Origin of the sequence: Anaerostipes sp. 494a (assembly GCF_001940315.1) — a bacterium.
Lineage (GTDB): Bacteria > Bacillota > Clostridia > Lachnospirales > Lachnospiraceae > Anaerostipes > Anaerostipes faecalis.
Genome location: NZ_MJIF01000001.1, coordinates 552,255 through 577,264, shown reverse-complemented (window position 1 = coordinate 577,264; position 25,010 = coordinate 552,255). Strand labels below are relative to the sequence as shown.

Genomic DNA, 25,010 nt, shown 5'->3' with positions numbered 1-25,010 from the left:
AGATATCTGAAATACAGATGTCTGAGGCTTTAATATTATATCAGATGAGGGATGACTCCCGCCTCTGTAGGCGGTGAGCAACAATTATGTATCAGTGGCGGGTTTCAATCCCCCATCTGATATACGCTCCGCGAGGATGCGCAGGAATTCGGATTGGAAGTATGTCTGCTATGCAGACCCGAATTCCGCGCCAAGACTCGCGAGCGAGTCTTGAATTATTTCATAGAGCGATATAGACCAACAACTATTCCGATTATGGAAACTTCCTGAACGATAATGGGATCCATAAAATCGTTTTCAGGTTGTAATCGATAAAATCCATCTTCTTTATAAAAAGTTTTTACAGTGGCAGAGTCTTCAATCAGGGCAACAACAATATCACCATTAGATGCAGTTGACTGCTGTTCAACAATTACCATATCTCCATCTAAAATGCCGGCATTGATCATGCTTTCACCTTTTACATGAAGCATAAAGGTTTTTTTGTTGCTGACGAATTCAGGCTGCATTGGAAAATAATCTTCGATATTTTCAACGGCGAGAATAGGTTCGCCTGCAGTAATAGTACCGACAATCGGGATATGAACAATTTCACGTCGGGATAAATTAAAATCGTCATCAATTATTTCAATAGCACGAGGCTTTGTTGGATCTCTGCGAATATATCCTTTACGTTCCAGTGTCTCAAGATGAGAATGGACAGAAGATGTAGATCTTAAATGTACTGCTTCGCATATTTCACGAACAGCAGGCGGATAACCTTTTTCTAATATACGTTGTTTGATAAATTCAAGAATCTGCTGCTGTTTATCACTTAACTGTTCTCTTGACATAATATATCCTCCATTAAATTCTTATCAATATAATACCATAATAATAGTATCAAAACAAGTGTTCCCGAACAAATTTTCGAAATAGCATTGACAAACGGATGTTCGAATTGTATAATAAAGCTACAAACAAATGTTCGATACGAGTGGAGGGATACAGATGAGAATCAATAAAGGAAGAATTATTTTATTTATCATATTAATAGCTATTGCTTTGTTTATATCGGGAGTATTGTTCACGAGAAGCAGATCTGTTGTTGATGCGAAAGATCGCCGTGAGAAAAGATTTACAAGTATTCAGGTTGAGAAAGGAGATTCCTTGTGGTCTATTGCAGAAGAGCATATTAGCGATGAATATGAATCTATGGATCAATATATAGATGAAGTATGTGAGACAAATCATATTTATGATCAGGTTATAACAGAAGATATGTATCTGGTTATTCCCTATTATATAGATATCTAGAAGCAAAACGGGTGAATTACTTTCATAAGAAAAATAAAACCTTCTCTATTGTTTAATTATCCACAGTTATAATCAAAGGGATATTTTAAGAGAAGGTTTTTTGTGAATTATGTTATAAACAATCAAACTATACCGGGTGTTAATCGTTTGTTTTGGTATCTACGGAAGAATTCAACAATTCCGTTATAAACTGTTTTTCATAATTAGATAATTTTCTGTAATAAATCTGGCAGTAAAATATTATTAAAAAGAATGAATGATAGCATTGTAGAGATTGTATCCAATTGTAGATGATCTGGAATTAATGCGGTTAGCTTCTGTACTATTTGTAATAAATCCCATTTCAACCAAAGCAGTGGTCATAGATGGACCATTTAAAACAGCGAGGTCTGTTCGATACTTTAATCCACGGTTGTAAGAGCTGTTGCTGGAGTAACCCATACCATTCAGTGCATATGATTGAACGGTGTTAGCATATGTTTTATAGTTCTTATATAATGTTTCGGTTCCTTTTGCGGAAGCAGAAGCAGAATTAATATGTACACTTAAAAATCGATCAGCCTTTACTTCATTTGCCATGGTATATCGATATGAAAGGCTTGGATACCAGTCAGATAATCTAGTGTAATAAACCTTATATGTAGAATTTCCATCAAAGTATTTTTTTATATTTTGTACAATTTTTAATGTCATGTTTTTCTCGTAATATCCATTTCCGACAGCACCGGAATCAGAGCCGCCATGACCTGCATCTACAACGATTACACGTTGAAACATACTTTTTGGAGCTGCATATTTTACATATATATAGGAAGAAGTTTGTGTGACACTAAATCCTTTAATAGTAGCTGTCTTTAAATTAATATATGTATTGCCACCACTATAAGAAACACTATATGATAGACTGTCTTGAATAGTTCGATTGTTAGTGGCAGAAAAATGAGTTTTATAATTCCCCTGGATAATTAACTGAAGCCGCTTGTTCCAATAATCATCATTTGCTGTTATTTTGGATGCGGATAGTCCTGATGGTTTCTTTATTCGAATAGAATAATTGCTGGATGAAGCTGTTATTTTTGTATAAGGATTTATAATGGAACTTGAACTTGAACTTGAACTTGAACTTGAACTGGTATTATTACTGGCAGACGAAGCTGTTTTTGAAATAACTCCAGATAAAAGTCTATTATTCCAGCTATAATTTAATCCTAATTTTTTGGAAATAATTTCTCCCGGTACCATTATGTAATTGGTCATGCGGTTATAATAATATACTTTTCTTGGTGCGGCAGGAAGAGAGAAAGCTTTTCCATTTAAATAAGCTGTTTTTTTATCCAATGTCATAGTAATGGTGTTGGATCCTCTTTTAATTGTAATTTTTTTTGTTTTACTTGAATAAGAATATTTTGTTCCTAAGTATGAATATTTTCCATAAATCCAGTATGCGGAATATAGAGATGTGGATCCATCAAGGAAGCCTGGCATATTCGTAGGAATCACAGTTGAATTATATCGTGCCTGAACTACCTTTTTTTGATAAATTTTTCCAGTACTGCAATATTTGACTTTAATATAGTTTCCAGGATTTACTGAAGATTTAGAGTAAAAATTACCGATTCGTTTACTGTTTTTCCAATAGTATCCTAATCCCAGATATTTTGCAGAAAATTCTCCAGGAACATAAATATAATTTTTTTTGTTTCTATATGAATAGACTTTTCGTGCAGGTGCAGGAAGGACCTTTTTTACTCCGTTTACATAAGCATATTTGCTGTCTAAAGTGAAGGTAATTGTATTTAATCCACGTTTAAGTATAATCTTCTTATTCTTCGAAGAATAAGAATAAGAAGTACCGAGAGTTTTGGTCTGTTTAAAAATATAATATGCTGAATACATAGATGTGTTAGATTCTATATATCCAGGTGCACGAGTTTTAATTGTTGTTCCAGTCCATGCGGCACCAATGGATTTTTTTTGTTGTTTCTTTCCGGCAATTCTAAGTGTATAAGTATTGCCGGTAACTGCATAGTCATAAGCGGATGCAGAAAGAAAATTGCCTGTTATGAATAGAAAAACAATAAAAATAAATACTGCTTTTTTTGATCGCATATATAATCTCCTTTCTTTTACAAAATTGTATCATAAATGTAATATATTCGCAATAAAAATGAAAAAAGCCGTATCAAAAGATACGACTTGTCTGAATAATTTATTTAAAAAGAATTACACAATGCCAGATACAATTTGTTTCCAATAATGCTTGTACGAGAATTAATACGGTTGGCTTCTGTGCTGTTTGTGATAAATCCCATTTCTACAAGAGCAGTTGTCATGTTTGGACCATTTAATACAGCAAGATCAGAACGATATTTTAAACCGCGATCAAAAGATCCTTTTTTGGTATATCCCATACCCTGCAATGCATAATCTTGTATATTGGAAGCATAGGTTTTATAAGTTTTATATAGTGTTTCTGTTCCTTTTGCAGAAGGAGAAGCAGAATTAATATGTACACTTAAAAATCGATCAGCTTTTACCTCATTTGCCATCTTATATCTGTAGGAAAGGCTTGGATACCAGTCAGATAACCTGGTGTAATATACTTTATATGTGGAATTGTTATCAAAGTTTTTCTTCATACTTTGTACAATTTTTAATGTCATGTTTTTCTCATAATATCCACTTCCAACAGCACCGGAATCAGAGCCGCCATGCCCGGCATCTACAACAATTACACGTTGAAACATACTTTTTGGAGCCGCATATTTCACATAGATATACGAAGCTGTTTGTGTGATGCTGAATCCTTTAATAGTAGAGGTTTTCAAATCAATATATGTTTTTCCGTTACTGTAAGATACACTGTAAGTAAGGGAATCCTTAATAGTACGATTTGAGGCAGAAGAAAAGTGTGTCTTATAATTTCCGGAAATAATCAGTCTTAATCGTTTATTCCAATAATCATCATCGGATGTTATATTGGAACTGTTCAGTCCAGAAGGCTTTTTTATTCGAATTGAATAATTCGTAGATGAAGCGGTAATCTTAGAGACAGGTACTATTGAATTGGATGATGAAGTACTATTATTTAAATTTGTAGTAGTGTTAGATGAAGTAGTAGTCTTTTTTGTAATCAATCCACATAACAGTCTGTTATTCCAGGTATAGTTCAGTCCCAGCTTTTTGGAAAGAATTTCACCAGGAACCATGATATAATTTTTTTTCTTTGCCACATAGCGGATTTTACGAGGTGCTGCAGGGAGAGTGAATTTCTTTCCGTTTAATGTAGCAGTTTTACTATTTAGTTTCATGATAATTGTATTGGAGCCGCGTTTTAGAACAACAGAATTATTTTTACTATTATATGTATATTTGGTGCCCAGAGATGTACAACGTCCAAAAATCCAGTATGCAGAATATAATGAAGTAGATCCTTCAATAAAACCAGGCATATTGGTTTTTATAATAGAATTATTATATCTTGCATCAATTGCTTTTTTAGAATAATATTTTTTGTTATGTGTATATTGGATTTTGTAATACTGACCAGCTTTTATAGAAGCAAATGTTTGACAGCAGCTGCTGAACATCATACTGACAGCAAGTCCCATACAAATAATTTTTTTTTGATACATAAAATGTCTCCCCTTTTTATAAATTATAAAAATATTATATTATAATTTTTGTGAGAATTCAACGAAATGAAGATTTTACCAATACTTTCATGAAAAATTGTTTCCATTCTGAAATTAAATGTGGTATTCTATTATATAAGCACGATTTTTAGGGAATTTTGTTAAATTAACTAAACAATCGAGTATTCCTGAATTAAATATCAAGGAGTAAGAAATGAAAGCACATGATGACTTTAAGCAAGGCCTGATTGATGGAATTCCAATAGGTCTTGCATATGTAGCAGTCTCATTTGCATTTGGAATTGCAGGTGTGGCAAAGGGAATTCCAGTATGGGCAGTGACTTTGATTTCGGCAACATGTCTGACGTCAGCCGGACAATTTGCGGCGATTATTTCTATGACTGCAGGGGGATCCCTTGTTGAATTGATTTTGTCCCAGTTTATTATTAATTTAAGATATTCTATTATGTCTATAGCAATAGGACAAAAATTGATTGAGAAAGCTAATATCTGGAATCGCATTTCCATGGCATTTGGAGTAACAGATGAGATTTTTGCTGTTTCCTGTGGACGACCAGGAGAAATCACCCCCAAATATTTTTATGCATTGATGACGATTCCATGGATTAGTTGGACACTTGGTACTTTTCTTGGCGCAACAGCAAGTAGAATTTTACCGGTTGTTATCAGGAATGCATTAGGGATTGCAATATATGGAATGCTGATAGGTATTATAATTCCACCTGCTAAAAAGGATCGAAACATTTTAATTGTAATTATTATTTCCATGGTAATAAGCCTGGCTTTCCATTATGTGAAAGCTTTATCTTTTATTTCCAGTGGATTTTCTATTATCATATGTACTTTGATTGCAGCGACAATTGGAGCAGCAGTTTTTCCGGTAGAACAGGAGGATGATTATGAACATAACTAAATTGCTGGTTTATATTATTGTTACTGCAGTTTCTACTTATTTAATAAGGATGATTCCCTTGGTTGCTATCCAGAAAAAGATTCAAAATCGGTTTTTTCGATCGTTTTTATATTATGTACCATATGCAGTATTAGCTGCTATGATTATGCCGGCGGTGTTTTATGCAACTGGAGATTATAAGTCATCTGTAGTAGGATTTATTGTAGCAATGATATTTGCATATTTTGAAAAGAATATTGTGACAGTGGCATGCGTAAGCTGTATTGCAGCTTTTCTGACACTGGTGTTTTAATTTTATTAGGAAAAACCTTGTTTACATTAAAGTGGACTTAATAATATATAAATTATGCGGAATTATCCGCTTAATATAAGGAGGACAATATGAATTGTAATTTAGCGGTCATTAAAGGTGACGGAATTGGACCAGAAATTGTTACCGAAGCAATGAATGTTTTGGATGCTGTCGGAAAGAAATATGGTCATACATTTTCTTATGAACAGATTTTGATGGGTGGAGCTTCCATTGATGTACATGGTAAGCCATTAACAGAAGAAGCATTGGAAATTGCTAGAAACAGTGATGCAGTGTTAATGGGATCTATTGGTGGAAATACAAGTACCTCTCCATGGTATAAACTTCCGGCTGATTTAAGACCAGAAGCAGGATTGCTTGCACTTCGTAAGGCTTTAGGATTATTTGCAAATATAAGACCTGCATATTTATATGAAGAATTAAAAAAAGCATGTCCTTTACGAGATGAAGTGATTGGTGATGGATTTGATATGGTAATTATGCGAGAACTGACTGGTGGTCTTTATTTTGGAGAAAGGCATACCGAGGAAGTGGATGGCATCAGAGTAGCTACAGATACCCTGACATACAGTGAAGAAGAAATTCGCAGAATTGCAATTAAAGCATTTGATATTGCAAGAAAAAGAAAAAAACATGTAATCAGTGTGGATAAAGCTAATGTTTTGGATTCTTCCAGATTATGGAGAAGTGTTGTTGAAGAAGTTGCAAAAGATTATGAAGATGTTACATATGAACATATGCTGGTAGATAATTGTGCTATGCAGCTTGTAAATAATCCAAAACAGTTTGATGTTATCTTGACAGAAAATATGTTTGGCGATATTTTATCAGATGAAGCAAGTATGATTACAGGTTCTATAGGTATGCTTTCATCTGCAAGTCTTGCTGAAGGTAAATTTGGATTATATGAACCTAGTCATGGCTCAGCACCAGATATTGCAGGACAGGATATAGCCAATCCAATAGCGACAATCTTATCAGCGGCCATGATGCTTCGATATTCTTTTGATCTAGATAAAGAAGCAGAAGAAATTGAAAACGCTGTTAAAGAAGTACTTTCTGATGGATATCGTACAGTGGATATTATGTCAGAAGGTATGAAACAGGTTGGCTGTAAAGAAATGGGTCAGTTAATTATTGAAAAAATCAAATAAATACAGGAGATGGTGATAGAAAATGGAGAGGGAGTTTTTTTCTTCTTTCTGTTTTCCATCACAATAGGAGGTAGTTATGGGTAATACTTACACAGAAGGAGATGCATTTGCACCTCAGAGATCTTTATTTAATGCCTTAGGGTACACAAAAGAAGAAATGAAAAAACCATTGGTTGGGATTGTCAGTTCATACAACGAAATTGTTCCTGGTCATATGAATATTGACAAGATTGTAGAAGCTGTTAAAATGGGTGTAGCAATGGCAGGTGGAACACCAGTTGTTTTCCCGGCAATTGCAGTATGTGATGGAATCGCCATGGGACATGTTGGAATGAAATATTCTCTGGTAACTCGTGATCTGATTGCTGACTCCACAGAATGTATGGCACTTGCACATCAGTTCGATGCACTGGTAATGGTACCAAACTGTGATAAAAATGTTCCGGGGCTTCTTATGGCTGCGGCTCGTGTCAATGTACCTACAGTGTTCGTCAGTGGCGGACCAATGCTCGCGGGACACGTAAAAGGAAAGAAAACAAGCTTATCTAGTATGTTCGAAGCAGTAGGTTCTTATGCAGCAGGAACCATCACAAAAGATGAGCTGGATGAATTTGAAAATAAAACATGTCCAACATGTGGATCTTGTTCTGGGATGTATACAGCCAATTCCATGAACTGTCTGACAGAAGTACTTGGAATGGGACTTCGTGGAAATGGAACAATTCCAGCAGTATATTCTGAAAGAATCCGTCTGGCAAAACATGCAGGTATGAAGGTTATGGAATTGCTTGAAAAGAATATCAGACCAAGAGATATTTTAACAGAAGAAGCATTTGAAAATGCATTAACTGTTGATATGGCACTTGGATGCAGTACAAACAGTATGTTACATCTGCCGGCAATTGCACATGAAGCAGGGATTGATCTTGATCTGGATAAAGCAAATGCAATCAGTGCAAAGACTCCTAATTTATGTCATCTTGCACCTGCAGGACATACTTATATGGAAGATTTAAATGAAGCAGGTGGTGTTTATGCCGTAATGAATGAATTAAATAAAAAGAATCTGCTTCATACAGATCTGATTACAGTAACAGGAAAAACTGTAAAAGAAAACATTGAAGGATGTGTTAACAGAAATCCAGAAATTATTCGTCCTATAGATCATCCATACAGTGAAACTGGTGGAATTGCAGTATTAAAAGGAAATCTGGCACCAGATTCAGGTGTTGTAAAACGTTCTGCTGTTGCACCTGAAATGCTGAAGATGGAAGGACCAGCCAGAGTATTTGACTGTGAAGAAGATGCAATTAAAGCCATTAAAGGTGGAGAAATCCATCCAGGTGACGTCGTAGTTATTCGTTACGAAGGACCAAAGGGTGGACCTGGTATGCGTGAAATGTTAAATCCAACTTCTGCTATTATGGGTATGGGATTAGGTTCCAGTGTTGCTCTTATTACAGATGGACGTTTTTCAGGAGCATCCAGAGGTGCATGTATTGGACATGTTTCTCCAGAGGCAGCAGTAGGAGGACCTATTGCATTAGTTGAAGAAGGAGATATTATTGCAATCGATATTGATGCAAATACATTAAATCTTAAAGTATCAGATGAGGAATTAAAAGAGCGTAAAGAAAAATGGCAGCCACGAACACCAAAGGTTACGACCGGATATTTAGCCAGATATGCATCTTTAGTTACCTCAGGAAATCGTGGTGCAATATTAGAAATCAATAAATAGAAAGAAGGTCAACAAATGAAACAATTGACTGGTGCTCAGATTGTTTTAGAATGTTTAAAGGAGCAGGGAGTTGATACTGTTTTTGGGTATCCTGGTGGTGCTATTTTAAATATTTACGATGAATTATATAAACAGAAAGAGGATTTTACACATATTTTAACTTCCCATGAGCAGGGAGCTTCTCATGCGGCAGACGGATATGCAAGATCAACAGGAAAAGTCGGAGTATGTTTTGCAACTTCTGGTCCTGGAGCCACAAATACAGTAACAGGAATTGCAACAGCGTATATGGATTCAGTACCTATGGTGGTCATTACCTGTAATGTTGGAGTGAGTCTCCTTGGAAAAGACAGCTTTCAGGAAGTGGATATTTCAGGAATAACACTACCTATTACAAAGCACAATTTTATTGTAAAAGATGTACATGACCTGGCAGATACTATTCGAAGAGCTTTTCGTATTGCAGAATCAGGTAGACCAGGACCGGTGTTGATTGATATTCCAAAAGATGTTACAGCGGCTAAAGCAATGTATGAAAAAGTTGTTCCTGCTAAGATCATCAGATCCAGTGAACATATTCGTGAGCTGGATATCCAGACTGCAATTCAGATGATTGAAGAAGCAAAAAAACCTTTTGTTCTTGTTGGTGGTGGTGCGGTTATTTCAGATGCAGCCGATGAAGTTAATGAATTCGTAGAGAAAGTACATTGTCCTGTTTGTGATACACTTATGGGAAAAGGTGCTTTTGATGGAACAAATGCATTATATACTGGAATGATCGGAATGCACGGAACCAAAGCCTCCAATCTTGGAGTGTCGGAAGCAGATCTTCTGATTGCTATTGGTACAAGATTCAGTGATCGTGTTTTAGGAAATCCAAATACATTTGCAAAGAATGCGACAATTTTACAGATTGATATTGATCCGGTTGAAATTAATAAGAATATTATGACAAACGCTTATATTGTGGGCGATATTAAAGCGGTACTGACCGTTATGAATCGACGTCTGACTCAGCAGAATCATAATGCCTGGGTAAAAAAAGTTATGGAGTATAAAGTAAAATATCCATTAACCTATGATAAGGGAAGATTAACTTGTCCTCAGATTATCGAAAAGATTTATGAGAGAACAAAGGGTGACGCTATTATCACAACAGAAGTTGGACAGCATCAGATGTGGGCAGCACAGTTTTTTAAATATGATAAACCTAGAAAATTTTTAACTTCTGGAGGCTTAGGAACCATGGGATATGGTTTAGGCGCCAGTCTTGGAGCTAAAATGGGAAATCCTGACAAGACGGTCATTAATATTGCTGGGGATGGATGTTTCCGAATGAATTTAAATGAACTGGCAACAGCTTCCAGATATAATATTCCAATTATAGAGGTTATTATCAATAATAGTGTACTTGGAATGGTCAGACAATGGCAGGATTTATTCTATGAAGAGCGTTATTCTTATACGACTTTTGAGGATCCTGTTGATTTTGTGAAAGTTTCAGAGGGATTTGGCGTTATTGCTAAAAAAGTTACAAATATGGAAGAATTTGAATATGCATTTGAAGATGCACTGGATGCAGGAAGACCTGTTGTGCTTGATTGTCATATTGATTTAGATGATAAAGTATGGCCAATGGTTAATCCGGGAGGATCTATTGAAGATGCATTTGATAAAGCGGATCTTGAGGAGAGGGAAGCAAATTAATAAATAAGAAGTTTTATAATAAAAGGAGAGAATGATGTCAAGAGTTTATAATTTTTCAGCAGGACCTGCAGTTCTGCCAGAAGAAGTACTGAAAGAAGCAGCAGAAGAAATGTTAGATTATAGAGGATGTGGAATGTCTGTAATGGAAATGAGCCACAGATCTAAAATGTTTGCAGATATTATTGAAACTGCAGAAGCAGATTTGAGAGAACTGATGAATATTCCGGATAATTACAAAGTATTATTCCTTCAGGGAGGAGCTTCTCAGCAATTTTCTGCAATTCCTATGAATCTTATGAAAAACAAAGTTGCAGATTTCATTATTACAGGACAGTGGGCAAAAAAAGCATACCAGGAAGCAAGCAGATATGGAAAAGCTAATATTTTAGCATCATCAGAAGATAAAACATTTTCATATATTCCAGATTGCAGTGATCTTCCTGTTTCAGAAGATGCAGATTATGTATATGTATGTTATAATAATACAATTTATGGAACAAAATACTGGAATCTTCCAAATACAAAAGGAAAAATTCTTGTAGCTGATATGTCTTCCTGCATTTTATCTGAACCAGTGAATGTTGAAGATTTTGGTGTCATTTACTTTGGAGTGCAGAAAAATGTTGGACCAGCCGGAGTTGTTGTATGTATTATTCGTGAAGATCTGATTACAGATGATGTTCTTCCTGGAACACCAACCATGTTAAAATGGAAAACTCAGGCAGATGCCAATTCTTTATATAATACACCTCCATGTTATGGTATTTATATCTGTGGAAAGGTATTTAAATGGCTGAAAGATCAGGGTGGACTGGAAGCAATGCAGAAACGCAATGAAGAAAAAGCAAAAATCTTATATGATTTCCTTGATCAGAGCGAATTATTTAGAGGAACTGTTGAAAAGAAAGATCGTTCTCTGATGAATGTTCCATTTGTAACAGGGGATAAAGATTTAGATGCTAAATTTGTTGCAGAAGCAAAAGAAGCTGGATTTGAAAACCTGAAAGGTCATAGAACAGTTGGTGGAATGCGTGCAAGTATTTACAATGCTATGCCTAAAGAGGGTGTTGAAAAATTAGTTGCATTTATGAAAAAATTTGAAGAAGAGAACAAATAAGGAGAAGTCATGTATACAGTAAAATGTTTAAATCCTATTTCTAAACAGGGATTGGATTTGTTTACAAGTGAGTTTGAAGTTGTTGAAGATTTAAGTGCGGCAGATGCGGTTTTGGTAAGAAGTGCCAAAATGCATGATCTGGAAGTACCAGAAAGTATGATTGCTGTTGCAAGAGCAGGTGCCGGTGTTAATAATATTCCTTTAGAAGAATATGCCGAAAAAGGTATTACTGTATTCAATACACCAGGTGCAAATGCAAATGGTGTAAAGGAATTAGTTGTTGCGGGTCTTTTACTTGCTTCTCGTGATATTATCGGAGGATACAACTGGGTAAAAGAAAATGCAAAAACTGAAGATTTAGGCAAGGTTGTTGAAAAACAGAAAAAAGCTTATGCAGGTAATGAATTAAAAGGTAAGAGTATCGGTGTCATCGGTCTTGGAGCAATTGGTGTATTGGTTGCAAATATTTGTAATCGCCTTGGAATGAAAGTATATGGATATGACCCATATGTATCTGTTCGTTCAGCATGGAGTCTTTCACGGATGGTTAATCATAGCAGCTCTTTAGATGAAATTTTTTCTAAATGTGATTATATTACAATTCATGTTCCTTGTATTGATTCTACAAGAGGAATGATTAACAAGGAAGCAATTTACAAAATGAAAGACGGTGTAAAAATCCTTAATTTTGCCAGAGGAGAACTGGTTGAAGATGAGGCAATGATTGAAGGACTTGCATCAGGTAAAGTCAGCAAGTATGTAACAGACTTCCCAAATGAAACTATCGCAGGGGTAGATGGAGTTATCACAATTCCACATCTTGGAGCATCTACAGAGGAATCAGAAGATAATTGTGCAGAAATGGCAGTTGATCAGTTAATGAATTATCTGGAAAATGGTAATATTATTAATTCTGTAAATTATCCAAACTGCGATTTAGGCGATAAGGAAGTGGCAGCAAGAATTACAGTTCATCATAAAAATCTTCCAAATATGATTGGTCAGTTGACTGCTATTCTTGCAGGGGAAAACTATAATATTGAAAATATGTTAAATAAATCAAGGGGTGACTGGGCATATTCTATGCTCGATGTTGAGAAAAAACCTTCAAAAGAAATCATTGAAAAAATGAAGAATATTGATGGTGTAGTTCGTGTGAGAGTATTATAGGAGAGAAAAAATGATTGAAAAATTACAGGTAGGTATTCTGGGTGCAACAGGAATGGTTGGACAGAGATTCATTGCACTTTTGGAAAATCATCCATGGTTTGAAGTGAAAACATTGGCAGCAAGTCCACGTTCTGCTGGAAAGACATATGAAGAAGCAGTAGGCGGACGATGGAAAATGGATACTCCAATGCCGGAAGCAGTAAAAAATATTATAGTAAAAAATGTAAATGAAGTTGAGGAAGTTGCATCTTCTGTTGATTTTGTATTTAGTGCAGTTGATATGTCTAAAGAAGAAATTAAAAAAATCGAAGAAGAGTATGCTAAAACAGAAACACCAGTTGTTTCTAACAATAGTGCTCATCGATGGACACCTGATGTTCCAATGGTAGTACCTGAAATCAATCCAGAACATTTTGAAGTTATTGAAAGTCAGAAGAAACGTCTTGGAACAACAAAAGGTTTTGTGGCTGTTAAACCAAATTGTTCTATCCAAAGTTATGCACCTGTACTGACTGCATGGAAAGAATTTGAGCCATATGAAGTTGTTGCAACTACTTATCAGGCAATTTCAGGGGCAGGAAAAACATTTAAAGACTGGCCTGAAATGAATGGAAATATTATTCCATACATTGGAGGAGAAGAAGAAAAAAGTGAACAGGAACCGCTTCGTTTATGGGGACATATTGAAGATGGTGTTATCGTAAAAGCAGAATCTCCAGTTATTACAACACAGTGTATCCGCGTGCCGGTATTAAATGGTCATACAGCAGCTGTATTTGTTAAATTCAGAAAGAAGCCAACAAAAGAGCAGCTGATTGAAAAATTAGTGAACTTTAGCGGTTTACCTCAGGAACTTGATTTACCAAGTGCACCAAAACAGATGATTCAGTATATCGAAGAAGATAATCGTCCACAGGTAACCATGGATGTTGATTATGAAAATGGAATGGGTGTTTCTGTTGGTCGTTTACGCGAAGATACAGTTTACGATTATAAATTTGTAGGATTATCTCACAATACTGTTCGTGGAGCAGCAGGTGGAGCTGTTTTATGTGCTGAAACATTAAAGGCAAAAGGATATATTACGAAAAAATAATTTTTAAATGCAGATGAGAACGGAGATTCTGGAAACGGAAGCTCCGTTTTTTTAACAAATATAAAATACTATAAAACACAAGAGGAGCATAAGAATGTTATTAAAAGCAAATGTAGACTGGAGTCGATTATTGGAAAAATATATTGATGCTGGGTTAGGACTTGCAGGGAAAATTGTTGTAGCATTTTTAATGGTTATCATTGGCTTTAAACTGATTAAACTATTGATAACGATTATAAAAACTACATTAGAAAAAAGTGAAATTGACTATGGAGTGATTTCATTTTCCTGTTCTTTCATAAAAATTGCCTTACGTGCTGTTGTTATTTTTATGGCGGTAGCGCATATGGGTATAGAAGTAAGCTCTTTCATTGCTATTCTGGGTTCTGCTGGTGTTGCAGTTGGTCTGGCATTGCAGGGAAGTCTGTCTAACATTGCAGGAGGCGTTTTGTTACTTGTATTAAAACCATTTCAGGTAGGTGATTATATTGTAGTTGATGGTACCGGATGTGAAGGTGTGGTTGCTGCAATGGATATTTTTTATACGAAATTGAAGACGGTTGATAATCGAGTGATTGTGATTCCTAATGGAACATTAAGTAATTCTAATTTAATCAATAATACAAATCAGGATCGTCGTCTGATTGATATAACGGTAGGTGTCAGCTATGATACAGATATAAGAAAAGCAAAAGAAATTTTATCTGACATTGTTGAGCAGGAAAAGAAAATCATGGATCAGGAAGGAGTCGATATTTTTGTCAGCAGTTTAGATGACAGTGCAGTTACATTAGGAGTTCGCTGCTGGGTTCCAACGCAGGAATATATATCTGCAAAATGGAGATTAAATGAACAAATTAAATTGCGATTTGATGAGGAAGGAATTGAAATTCCATATCAGAAACTCGATGTGTGTATTAAATCAGAAATAGATTCTATACAAGAGTAAAATGAAAATATGAGAAAAGGCTTATGAAAAAAATATCATAAGCCTTTTTTCTTATTTTCTCTTTTCTATATAATTTTCAATGATAGTTTTTATTTTTTGTGCATACATTAAAATCCAGCTTTGTTTTACATAAATGAAAATACCTGTTACGGCAAGAAATATAAGAGGAATAATAATTTTCAGTAAAGATGTCCAATAGCTGGCAGCACTGCTTCCCTGATAAGATACTTTAAAATGATCTCCGGTTAATTGATACTGGTATAAATCCCGGACAGTTTCGTCAGAATGAATCAGTTCAGATGCCTGCCGGCTGGAAAGGTTCTGTGATATAGTACTTTTTACCTGTTTTTTTGGTGTTACAGATACTTTAACAGATTGCTGATGATTTACAGATACAAATGTATAAGTTCCATGAATTTGTTTATTTCCAGAAGAAAAGGCAATTGTATCTTCAAAATATGTCATATTACCCCGGAAAAAGGAGTTTTTTACAGAAGCATTCATGAAAGAGTCATGAAAAATACTGGAAATATCGTCATTACAATCTTTAACAGTTCCAGATTGTATCATTGAAAGTACCATTATTTGATCTTCTTTGACTAAGGATACATTAGAAATTGTTTTCCCGGAAAAAGCTTTTTTTAATTTGGATAATTGGCGTTTATTGCTACCTGCATCAAAAGTAAAGGAAATTTTACGACGGATATCTTTTTCGCTTTTCCATACCGTAATAATATTATAATTTATAATCTGCTGTTTTTGTCTGGATGAAAACTGGAGAGTTTTTGTATTCACAGAAGAATCCAGTATTTTCTTTTTATTGAAAGTAAAGGTGACAGGAACTGTTCCAGACTTTTGAACAAAATTGGAAAAGTCCATGGATTCTTTATAATCATAGTCAAAAGAAAAAGGATTACCGGATTTACATTGAACATTATAAGTTCCAGACCATTGTTTTGAATGAAAGATTTCTCTGGTTTTTGCGGCAAGATCCATGAAATTGTCTTCAGAAAACGAAATTATCAATATTTTTCCGTCTTTCCAGTTGGACCATGTTGTATTTTCATTGTCAAAGTAAGATTGAATTTTTCCGGAATTCTGATCTAAAGTTTTTTTGGGAATGTACAATGCAATCTTTCGTGAAAGCTGTCCATTTCTTTTTACTTCGGTATCGATGTGAATGGAAGAAAGTTCAGCATATTGCATTTCATCAATAGAAATTTTATCTTCCGTTTCATAAGTCTTTCCAGAAAATGAAATTGTTGTTTCTTTCAAATTCCACAATTCATCTACAGATTGTTTATCAACATATTTTTTCTCATATAAGGCTGTATAAAGCCATGCCATTAAATCTTTAGATGAAAAATTTTCTTTGTAAATCAATCCTTGTACAAATGGAGAATCACCGTATTGATAGGTAATCTCTGGTGCAAAATTAAGGATTGCTTCTGTTTTTTCTTTATAGTCTTTTAAAGATGAAAACGTCAACGTAAATGTGTAGATTTTCTGACTATCCCTGGAAGATTTTTTATAGCTGAGCTGGGATGGACAGGAATTTTTGATAAGCAGATCTAAATCCTCTTCAGTCCCTTGAAAGAAACGGGTGAAATCATTGGAAGAAAAGGTACAAGACATGATTCTTGTACCTGAAAAATTTTTATTAAGTTTTACTTTGCTTGTAAGTTCTATGCCGCATCCACATAAAAAAGTTAAGGATAGAAGAAATGCTGCAAGAAGACATCTTTTTTTCATAAAGACTCCTTATTTATTTTAAATCAGTCAGATATGTTTCGTTTAGTGCGATAACTTTTTCCATTGCATCATGGCCAGGGGCACCAATGGTATTACGCTTTTCAACACAGGTCTTCATACTGATTGCTTCATAGATATCTTCCTCAAATACCGGACTGATTGCTTTATACTCTATAAGAGGTAATTCGTCCAGAGAAATATTTTTCTCGATACAAAGAAGAACAAGCTGTCCAACGATTCCATGGGCATCACGGAAAGGAACACCATGGTTTACAAGATAGTCGGCAGCATCAGTAGCATTAGTGAAACCGTTTTTCGCACTAGATTCCATATTAGAATAGTTGAAAGTCATGGTTTTCATCATACCATTAAACAGAGAAATACATCCTTTTACTGTATCAATAGCATCGAATGTTAATTCCTTGTCCTCCTGCATATCTTTGTTATAAGCAAGAGGAATACCTTTCATAGTGGTCAGAATTGTAGTTAGAGCACCATAAACTCTGCCGGTTTTTCCACGGACCAGTTCTGCAATGTCAGGATTTTTTTTCTGAGGCATGATACTGCTTCCGGTACTGAACCCATCATCAATGGAAACAAACTGATATTCATTGGAATTCCAGATGATGATTTCTTCACTGAAACGGCTTAAATGCATCATAATGGTAGACAATGCAGAAAGGAGCTCAATAACATAATCACGGTCAGACACAGAATCCATACTGTTTAATGTAGGTCCGTAAAAACCGAGCAGTTGTGCAGTCTGTTCTCTGTCCAGAGGGTAAGTGGTTCCTGCAAGAGCACCAGAACCTAAAGGACAGTAATTCATTCTGTCATAGATATCACACAGGCGGCTGTAATCCCTTTTGAACATTTCCATATAAGCTCCTACATGATGTGCAAGGGTAACAGGCTGTGCTTTCTGAAGATGGGTAAAACCTGGCATAAAAGCATCAATATTTTCTTTCATAATATTATGAAGGGTTACCATCAGATCTTTTACAAGACCTTTGATTTCTACGATTTCATCTCGTGTATACAGTTTCATATCCAGTGCAACCTGGTCGTTACGGCTGCGTCCTGTATGAAGTTTTTTACCTACATCCCCGATACGGTCAATTAAGTTTGCTTCAACAAAACTATGGATATCTTCATATTCGCTGGTGATTTCAACTGCACCTGTCTCAATATCATTTAAAATACTATGTAATCCATCAATGATCTGATCTCGTTCCGCATCTGTAAGAACGCCAACGCTGGCAAGCATTGTTACATGAGCAATACTTCCCTGAATATCCTGTTTATAAAATTTCTGATCAAAAGAGATTGATGCATTAAAGTTGTAAACTAACTGGTCAGTTTCCTTTGTAAAACGACCACCCCATAATTGTGCCATAAATAAAATCCTCTTTTCTGTATATTTATTTTATGATTTACATCATTTTTATGGTTGAAAGAACATCTGAAAAATAAATGTACTTACTTTCACTATTTTACACGAAATAGAAGGTGTTTACCATATTTTTTTGATTTTCTTAAGAATATAAGTAAATGAAAAAGTGCAAAATATAATTTAGTTGGAGAAAATCGGGTATAGGAGAGAAAATGGAAAAAAAACTTGAAATCGAAAAACATGTGATTTTGTTTGCAATTGGTGGAATGGCATATTTCTTTTTGGAAATTTTAGTTAGAGGATATTCACATTACTCGATGTTTCTTTGTGGAGGCGCCTGTTTCCTTTGCTGCGGTCTTTTAAATGAAAATGTAAAAATAGAAATGAGTTTTATTAGTCAGATGGTACTGTCATCCTTGATTATTACAACATTAGAATTTATTACTGGACTAATTGTGAATGTCTGGCTGAAAATGGACATATGGGATTATTCACATCTGCCATATAATTTCATGGGGCAGATATGCCTGCTTTATACTGTATTATGGTTTCTGGTATCAGGTATCGCCATTGTGCTGGATGATTATTTGCGATATAAATTGTTCCAGGAAGAAAAACCTCATTATAAAATCTTATAAACATATGGCACAAATATGGTTTACAATTTATATGATAAGAAAAACCACCAGCGGTCAAAAAATGACTTCTAGTGGTTTTTGCTATTAAAAAAGTTTGAGTTGTTAACTATTTATCTTCCTTTAATGCCTGCATTTTCATTGCACGAACTTTTAATGGAAGTCCGAATAATGTGATAAATCCTTCTGCATCATGATGATCATATAAGTCACCAGTTGTAAAAGATGCGAGAGATTCACTATATAAAGAATATGGAGAAGTAGTACCGGCTTTGATAATGTTACCTTTATACAGTTTGAATTTTACTTCACCAGTTACATATTCCTGTGTTGACTCAACAAAAGCCTGAACTGCTTCACGAAGAGGAGTAAACCATTTACCTTCATAAACGATCTGAGCAAGTTTGTTTGCCATATCTTTTTTTACTTCCATTGTAGCACGATCTAAAACCAGTTCTTCCAGCTGATCATGAGCTTCCATCAGGATGGTTCCACCTGGAGTTTCGTATACACCACGGGATTTCATACCAACAACACGGTTTTCAACGATATCTACGATACCGATACCATGTTTTCCACCTAATTCATTTAATTTACGGATAATATCAGAAACTTTCATTTCTTCACCATTAATAGAAGTAGGTACACCCTTTTCAAAGGTCATGGTTACATATTCACCTTCATCTGGTGCCTTTTCAGGAGAAACTCCTAATACTAATAAATGGTCATAGTCTGGTTCATTTGCAGGATCTTCTAATTCCAGACCTTCATGGCTGATGTGCCATAAGTTACGGTCACGGCTGTAACTCTGATCAGCAGAGAATGGAAGATCGATTCCATGAGCTTTGCAATATTCGATTTCAGATTCACGAGAATCCATATTCCATTTGTCATCTCTCCATGCAGCAATGATTTTTAAATCTGGAGCAAGTGCTTTGATACCTAATTCAAAACGAATCTGGTCATTACCTTTTCCTGTTGCTCCATGGCAGATAGCAGAAGCACCTTCTTTACGTGCAATATCAACCAATGCTTTTGCAATACCTGGACGAGCCATAGAAGTACCAAGTAAATATTTGTTTTCATAGACTGCACCAGCCTGTACACATGGAACAATATAATCATCACAGAATTCATCAGTAATATCAACAATATATAATTTAGAAGCGCCTGAATATTTTGCTCTTTCTTCCAGACCATCTAATTCTTCTTCCTGTCCACAGTCAACACAGCAGCAGATAACTTCATAATCATAATTTTCTTTTAACCATGGAATAATTGCTGTTGTATCAAGTCCGCCTGAATATGCTAAAATAACCTTTTCTTTCATCTTAAATATGTCCTCCTAAATGTGTTATCTAATCACTGATTAATAATATACGTTATATTCTTACGTTTTGCAAGGGGTTTTTTACATTTTCAATGAATATTCACGAAAGAAATATGCATAAAACAAAAAATATATGTATATTTATACAAAAGTGTTGCATATTTTAAAATGGAGTTGTATACTAAATTGCATGACTTTAAATTTACATATAATATAGAAGATGAAAGAGGAGTTTAAGATGATAAAAGCAGGAATTATCGGATCCACAGGATATGCGGGGCAGGAGCTGGTAAGATTATTGACCCAGCATAAAGATGCAGAAGTTGTCTGGTATGGATCCAGAAGTTACATAGATCAGAAATATTATGATGTTTTTCATAATATGTTCCAGATTGTTGATGATAAATGTCTGGATGATAATATGGATGAACTTGCAGAAAAGGTTGATGTAATATTTACGGCAACACCTCAGGGACTGTGCAGCTCTTTAGTATCAGAAGAAGTGTTATCTAAAGTAAAAATTATTGATTTAAGTGCGGATTTTCGTATAAAAGATGTAAATCGATATGAAGAATGGTATGGAATCAAGCATCAGAGTCCTGAGTTTATAGATGAGGCAGTATATGGCCTTTGTGAAATAAATAGAAAAGATGTGGCTAAAGCTCGATTGATCGCAAACCCTGGATGCTATCCAACATGCTCTACACTGTCAATCTATCCAATGGCAAAAGAAGGATTGATTGATATGAATTCAGTTATTATTGATGCAAAATCAGGTACATCAGGAGCAGGTCGAGGAGCAAAAGTAAATAATCTGTACTGTGAAGTCAATGAAAATATTAAAGCATATGGTGTTGCAACCCATAGACACACACCGGAAATTGAAGATCAGTTAAGCTATGCATCTGGAGAAAAAGTTTTATTAAACTTTACTCCTCATCTTGTACCAATGAATCGTGGAATTCTTGTTACAGCATATGCGACATTAAAGAAAGATGTATCATATGAGGAAGTAAAAGCAATTTACGATTCCTATTATAAAGATGAATATTTCGTAAGAGTACTGGACAAAGATGTCTGCCCTGAAACACGATGGGTAGAAGGCAGTAATTATGTAGATGTAAACTTCAAAATCGATCAGAGAACAAACAGAATCATTATGATGGGAGCTATGGATAATCTTGTGAAAGGTGCGGCAGGACAGGCGGTACAGAATATGAACATTATGTTTGGATTGAAAGAAACAGAGGGTCTGGAACTGGTACCAATGTTCCCATAGAAATATAATATTTATCAGATCCGATTTGTAAGAATAGTTTGTGTCAAAGAGAAGATAGAATATGAAAGAGGATATGGATAAAGAAAGGAAAAGAAACCTATGAAAGTGATAGAAGGTGGGGTTACTTCCCCGAAGGGATTTCTGGCAGCAGGTCTTCGTGTGGGAATTAAATCTGGAAAAACAAATAAAGATATGGCAATGATTTTTAGTGAACAGCCGGCTGCTATTGCAGGTACCTTTACAAAGAATATCGTAAAAGCGGCACCTGTCTTGTGGGGGCAGAAGATTGTTGCAGAGCAGGAAAACGTAAGAGCGGCTGTGGTAAATACAGGAATCGCAAATGCATGTACCGGAACACAGGGATATGGAAATGTAGAAAAAGAAGCAGAACTGGTTGCGGAACTTCTGAAAATCAAACCAGAGGAAGTTGTTGTTGGATCTACAGGGGTCATTGGTCAGCAACTGCCTATGGAGATCATTGAGGATGGCATCAAGAAGCTGGTTCCAGAGCTAAAGCATGACAGGGAAAGCAGTAAGGATGCTTCCTGGGCTATTCTTACAACAGATACAAAACCGAAAGAAGCAGCAGTTGTTGTTGAGGTTGCAGGAAAAGAAGTGACGATTGCAGGAATGTGTAAAGGATCAGGAATGATTCATCCGAATATGGGTACAATGCTTGGTTTTATTACAACAGATGCGAATATTGAAAAATCACTGCTTTTGGAATTGCAGAGAGAATTGATTGAGGATACTTTTAATATGATTTCCGTAGATGGAGATACATCTACCAATGATACTGTATTTGTTATGGCAAATGGTATGGCTGAAAATGCGAAAATTACAGAGAAAAATGCAGATTATAATGCATTTAAGGAAGGTCTTTTATATGTAAATCAGGCATTGGCCAAGCAGATTGCAGCAGATGGTGAAGGATGTACCAGATTATTTGAAGTTCATGTGGCAGGTGCGGATACAAAAGAAAATGCTAAGATTCTTAGTAAATCTGTGGTCACATCCAGTCTTACAAAAGCAGCTATTTATGGAAAAGATGCCAACTGGGGAAGAATTCTTTGTGCGCTAGGTTATTCAGGAGTTGAATTTGATCCTGAAAAGGTTGATATTACTTTAAAAAGTGAAGCAGGCTCTGTTGATATTGTAAAAGATGGAATAGCCACAGATTATTCTGAGGACTACGCAACAGAAATTCTTTCAGGAGATGTGGTAACAGCAGATATTGATGTACATAATGGAAATAAAGAAGCAACTGCATGGGGATGTGATCTGACACATGATTATGTCAGCATCAATGCAGACTATAGATCATAAAAAGGAGAAAAAAGATGACTCAGAAACAGTTAAATGTAATTGAAGAATCCCAGGAAAAAGCGAAAGTTTTAATTGAAGCATTACCATATATCCGTAGATTTAATAACTGCTATGTTGTTGTAAAATACGGCGGAAGTGCAATGAAAGACAAAGAATTACAAAAAAGTGTGATTCGTGATGTGGCACTGTTAAAACTGATTGGTATGAAACCTATTATCGTACACGGTGGAGGAAAAGAAATCAGTAAGTGGGTACGTATGTCTGGAAAAGAACCTGAATTTTATCATGGTTTACGTGTAACTGATAAAGAAACTATGGAAGTGGCAGAAATGGTACTTTTTAAAGTGAATCAGCAGCTTGTTGCCATGATGGCAGAAATGGGTGTAAAAGCAGTTGGATTATCAGGAAAAGATGCGGAAATGATTCGTGTCAAGAAAAAAGAGATGCCAGGAAAAGATCTGGGATATGTTGGAGAAGTAACAGAAGTTAATACAGAACTTCTGGAAGCATTGATTGAAGATGATTTTGTCCCTGTAATTTCCCCAATCGGACTGGGTGAAAATTATGAAGGATATAATATTAATGCAGATGATACTGCATGTGCAGTTGCCACTGCATTAAACGCAGAAAAACTGGTATTTTTAACTGATATAGAAGGTGTATTTGTTGATCCTGAAGATAAATCAACTTTAATTTCTGAAATGGATCTGGCACAGGCAAGAGAGTTTATTGACAATGGGGTTGTTGGAGGAGGAATGCTTCCAAAACTGAACAACTGTATTGATGCGATTGAGAATGGTGTTGCAAGAGTCCATATTCTGGATGGACGTGTTCACAACTGTCTGTTGCTGGAATTTTTCACAGAAAAAGGTATTGGAACAGCTATTTTGAAAGAACCGTTATTTGATAAACCATTATTTTAATTAGGAGGAATTATGACACAAAAGGATTATATGAACCAGGGAGAACAGTACATATTAAAAACATATAATCGTTTTCCAGTGGTTTTTGAAAAAGGAGAAGGAGTCTATTTATATGATGTGGATCATAAGAAATATTTAGACTTTGGTGCTGGAATTGCAGTGTTTGCATTGGGTTATGGAAATCAGGCTTATAATAATGCGTTAAAAGATCAGATTGACAAACTGATTCATACTTCCAATTTATATTATAATATTCCTGCAGTAGAAGCAGCAAAAAAAATTGTGGAAGCTTCTAAGATGGAAAAAGTATTTTTTACCAATAGTGGGACAGAGGCAATTGAAGGAGCTTTGAAGGTTGCAAGAAAATATGCATATAATAAAGATAATTCTAAAGATTATGAATTTATTGCAATGAATCATTCTTTCCATGGAAGAAGCCAGGGAGCATTATCGGTTACAGGAAATGCACATTATCAGGATGGATTTGTGCCAGAGCAGTTCCGTGCAGTATTTGCAGAGTATAATAATCTGGAAGATGTGGTTTCAAAAATTACAGATAAGACATGTGGAATTATTTGTGAGGTCGTACAAGGTGAAGGGGGAATTTATCCTGCTGATCCAGAGTTCCTTGAAGGATTAAGAAAAGTCTGTGATGAAAAAGATATTCTTCTGATTTTTGATGAAGTGCAATGTGGAATGGGTCGATGCGGATCCATGTTTGCACATGATCTTTATGGTGTAAAACCTGATGTACTTGCCGTGGCAAAGGCATTAGGATGCGGAGTTCCGGTTGGTGCATTTGTTGTGAATAAAAAAGCAGATGGTGCACTGGTTCCTGGGGATCATGGTACAACTTATGGAGGCAATCCATTGGCTTGTGCAGCAGTGAATGCAGTGTTTGACCAGTTTGAAGAATTGAAGATTCCAGAACATGCAAGGGAAATCGGTTCTTATCTTTTTGAAAAACTGGAAGAGCTGAAAGACTCATATGATTTTATTACGGCACATCGTGGTATTGCATTGATGCAGGGGCTTGAATTTGCACCTGAAAAACCGGTAGGTGAAATTGTTAAAAAAGCTTTGGAAAAAGGGTTGATTCTTATTTCGGCAGGAAATAATGTAATCCGATTTGTTCCGCCGCTTGTTATTGAAAAAGAACATGTGGATGAAATGATAGAAATCCTGAAAGAAAGTTTTGAATAAAGAGAAATGAATAGAAAAAATCTTCATGGAAAAACTAATGGATATGAAAAAAGTCTG

General features: G+C 35.4%; 21 protein-coding genes. 15 read left to right on the top strand and 6 right to left on the bottom strand.

Translation table 11 applies throughout. The annotated features are described in order from the left end of the window. Positions 1-215 precede the first annotated feature (215 nt). On the bottom strand, positions 216-833 hold the full coding sequence (gene lexA / locus BHF70_RS03005; protein ID WP_075758889.1) for a transcriptional repressor LexA: 618 nt from the start codon (positions 831-833) through the stop codon (positions 216-218). A 157-nt stretch (positions 834-990) separates the two neighbouring features. Between lexA and BHF70_RS03000 the strand changes: the two genes are divergently transcribed. Then, complete coding sequence (locus tag BHF70_RS03000; RefSeq protein WP_075758888.1) at positions 991-1,296, top strand: LysM peptidoglycan-binding domain-containing protein; 306 nt, start codon at positions 991-993, stop codon at positions 1,294-1,296. Between the two features lie 243 nt (positions 1,297-1,539). Here the strand turns inward: BHF70_RS03000 and BHF70_RS02995 are convergent, their stop codons facing one another. Both BHF70_RS02995 and BHF70_RS02985 read right to left on the bottom strand, forming a co-directional pair. Continuing rightward, the gene (locus tag BHF70_RS02995) at positions 1,540-3,405 is read right to left on the bottom strand and encodes an N-acetylmuramoyl-L-alanine amidase (RefSeq protein ID WP_083638257.1); all 1,866 of its coding nucleotides are present in this window, start codon (positions 3,403-3,405) and stop codon (positions 1,540-1,542) included. Positions 3,406-3,509: 104 nt separating this feature from the next. Continuing rightward, on the bottom strand, positions 3,510-4,931 hold the full coding sequence (locus tag BHF70_RS02985) for an N-acetylmuramoyl-L-alanine amidase (protein WP_075758887.1): 1,422 nt from the start codon (positions 4,929-4,931) through the stop codon (positions 3,510-3,512). A 214-nt stretch (positions 4,932-5,145) separates the two neighbouring features. Here BHF70_RS02985 and BHF70_RS02980 point away from each other — a divergent pair, with 214 nt between their 5' ends. The 9 genes from BHF70_RS02980 (at position 5,146) to BHF70_RS02940 (ending at position 15,112) form a co-directional block, all read left to right on the top strand. Continuing rightward, a complete protein-coding gene (locus BHF70_RS02980) occupies positions 5,146-5,865 on the top strand; it encodes an AzlC family ABC transporter permease (protein ID WP_075758886.1) in 720 nt (239 codons plus the stop codon). Further along, the gene (locus BHF70_RS02975) at positions 5,852-6,157 is read left to right on the top strand and encodes an AzlD domain-containing protein (protein WP_075758885.1); all 306 of its coding nucleotides are present in this window, start codon (positions 5,852-5,854) and stop codon (positions 6,155-6,157) included. The genes BHF70_RS02980 and BHF70_RS02975 overlap by 14 nt, the downstream gene beginning before the upstream one ends. Positions 6,158-6,246: 89 nt before the next feature. After that, positions 6,247-7,332: a 3-isopropylmalate dehydrogenase gene (gene leuB, locus BHF70_RS02970; RefSeq protein WP_075758884.1), complete on the top strand. Its 1,086-nt coding sequence runs from the start codon at positions 6,247-6,249 to the stop codon at positions 7,330-7,332. Positions 7,333-7,408: 76 nt separating this feature from the next. Continuing rightward, on the top strand, positions 7,409-9,073 hold the full coding sequence (gene ilvD / locus BHF70_RS02965) for a dihydroxy-acid dehydratase (protein ID WP_075758883.1): 1,665 nt from the start codon (positions 7,409-7,411) through the stop codon (positions 9,071-9,073). Positions 9,074-9,088: 15 nt separating this feature from the next. Beyond that, complete coding sequence (ilvB, locus tag BHF70_RS02960) at positions 9,089-10,780, top strand: biosynthetic-type acetolactate synthase large subunit (RefSeq protein ID WP_075758882.1); 1,692 nt, start codon at positions 9,089-9,091, stop codon at positions 10,778-10,780. 34 nt (positions 10,781-10,814) lie between these two features. Next, positions 10,815-11,897, top strand: a complete 1,083-nt coding sequence (serC, locus tag BHF70_RS02955; protein WP_075758881.1) for a 3-phosphoserine/phosphohydroxythreonine transaminase — start codon at positions 10,815-10,817, stop codon at positions 11,895-11,897. Positions 11,898-11,906: 9 nt separating this feature from the next. Next, positions 11,907-13,067, top strand: a complete 1,161-nt coding sequence (locus BHF70_RS02950) for a phosphoglycerate dehydrogenase (protein WP_075758880.1) — start codon at positions 11,907-11,909, stop codon at positions 13,065-13,067. A gap of 10 nt (positions 13,068-13,077) precedes the next feature. After that, positions 13,078-14,163 carry an aspartate-semialdehyde dehydrogenase gene (asd, locus tag BHF70_RS02945; RefSeq protein ID WP_075758879.1) on the top strand — a complete coding sequence of 362 codons (1,086 nt, stop codon included), beginning with the start codon at positions 13,078-13,080 and terminating at the stop codon, positions 14,161-14,163. A 94-nt stretch (positions 14,164-14,257) separates the two neighbouring features. After that, positions 14,258-15,112 carry a mechanosensitive ion channel family protein gene (locus BHF70_RS02940; protein WP_075758878.1) on the top strand — a complete coding sequence of 285 codons (855 nt, stop codon included), beginning with the start codon at positions 14,258-14,260 and terminating at the stop codon, positions 15,110-15,112. A 51-nt stretch (positions 15,113-15,163) separates the two neighbouring features. Here BHF70_RS02940 and BHF70_RS02935 read toward each other — a convergent pair whose 3' ends face one another. Further along, on the bottom strand, positions 15,164-16,864 hold the full coding sequence (locus tag BHF70_RS02935; RefSeq protein ID WP_075758877.1) for a hypothetical protein: 1,701 nt from the start codon (positions 16,862-16,864) through the stop codon (positions 15,164-15,166). A gap of 13 nt (positions 16,865-16,877) precedes the next feature. Continuing rightward, positions 16,878-18,260 (bottom strand): argininosuccinate lyase, encoded by a 1,383-nt coding sequence (gene argH / locus BHF70_RS02930; protein WP_075758876.1) that lies wholly within the window; start codon positions 18,258-18,260, stop codon positions 16,878-16,880. Between the two features lie 209 nt (positions 18,261-18,469). On the opposite strand from argH, the gene BHF70_RS02925 reads away from it, so the two are divergent. Further along, complete coding sequence (locus tag BHF70_RS02925) at positions 18,470-18,895, top strand: putative ABC transporter permease (protein WP_075758875.1); 426 nt, start codon at positions 18,470-18,472, stop codon at positions 18,893-18,895. A 106-nt stretch (positions 18,896-19,001) separates the two neighbouring features. Here the strand turns inward: BHF70_RS02925 and BHF70_RS02920 are convergent, their stop codons facing one another. Further along, on the bottom strand, positions 19,002-20,222 hold the full coding sequence (locus BHF70_RS02920; protein WP_075758874.1) for an argininosuccinate synthase: 1,221 nt from the start codon (positions 20,220-20,222) through the stop codon (positions 19,002-19,004). Positions 20,223-20,460: 238 nt separating this feature from the next. Between BHF70_RS02920 and argC the strand changes: the two genes are divergently transcribed. From argC to BHF70_RS02900, 4 genes are all read left to right on the top strand, one after another. Next, entirely contained in the window at positions 20,461-21,501 is a 1,041-nt protein-coding gene (gene argC / locus BHF70_RS02915) for an N-acetyl-gamma-glutamyl-phosphate reductase (RefSeq protein ID WP_075758873.1), read from the top strand. Between the two features lie 99 nt (positions 21,502-21,600). After that, entirely contained in the window at positions 21,601-22,827 is a 1,227-nt protein-coding gene (gene argJ, locus BHF70_RS02910) for a bifunctional ornithine acetyltransferase/N-acetylglutamate synthase (RefSeq protein WP_075758872.1), read from the top strand. A gap of 14 nt (positions 22,828-22,841) precedes the next feature. After that, positions 22,842-23,750, top strand: coding sequence for an acetylglutamate kinase (gene argB, locus BHF70_RS02905; RefSeq protein WP_075758871.1), 909 nt, complete (start codon positions 22,842-22,844; stop codon positions 23,748-23,750). 12 nt (positions 23,751-23,762) lie between these two features. Beyond that, positions 23,763-24,953, top strand: coding sequence for an aspartate aminotransferase family protein (locus BHF70_RS02900; RefSeq protein WP_075758870.1), 1,191 nt, complete (start codon positions 23,763-23,765; stop codon positions 24,951-24,953). Positions 24,954-25,010: the final 57 nt, after the last annotated feature.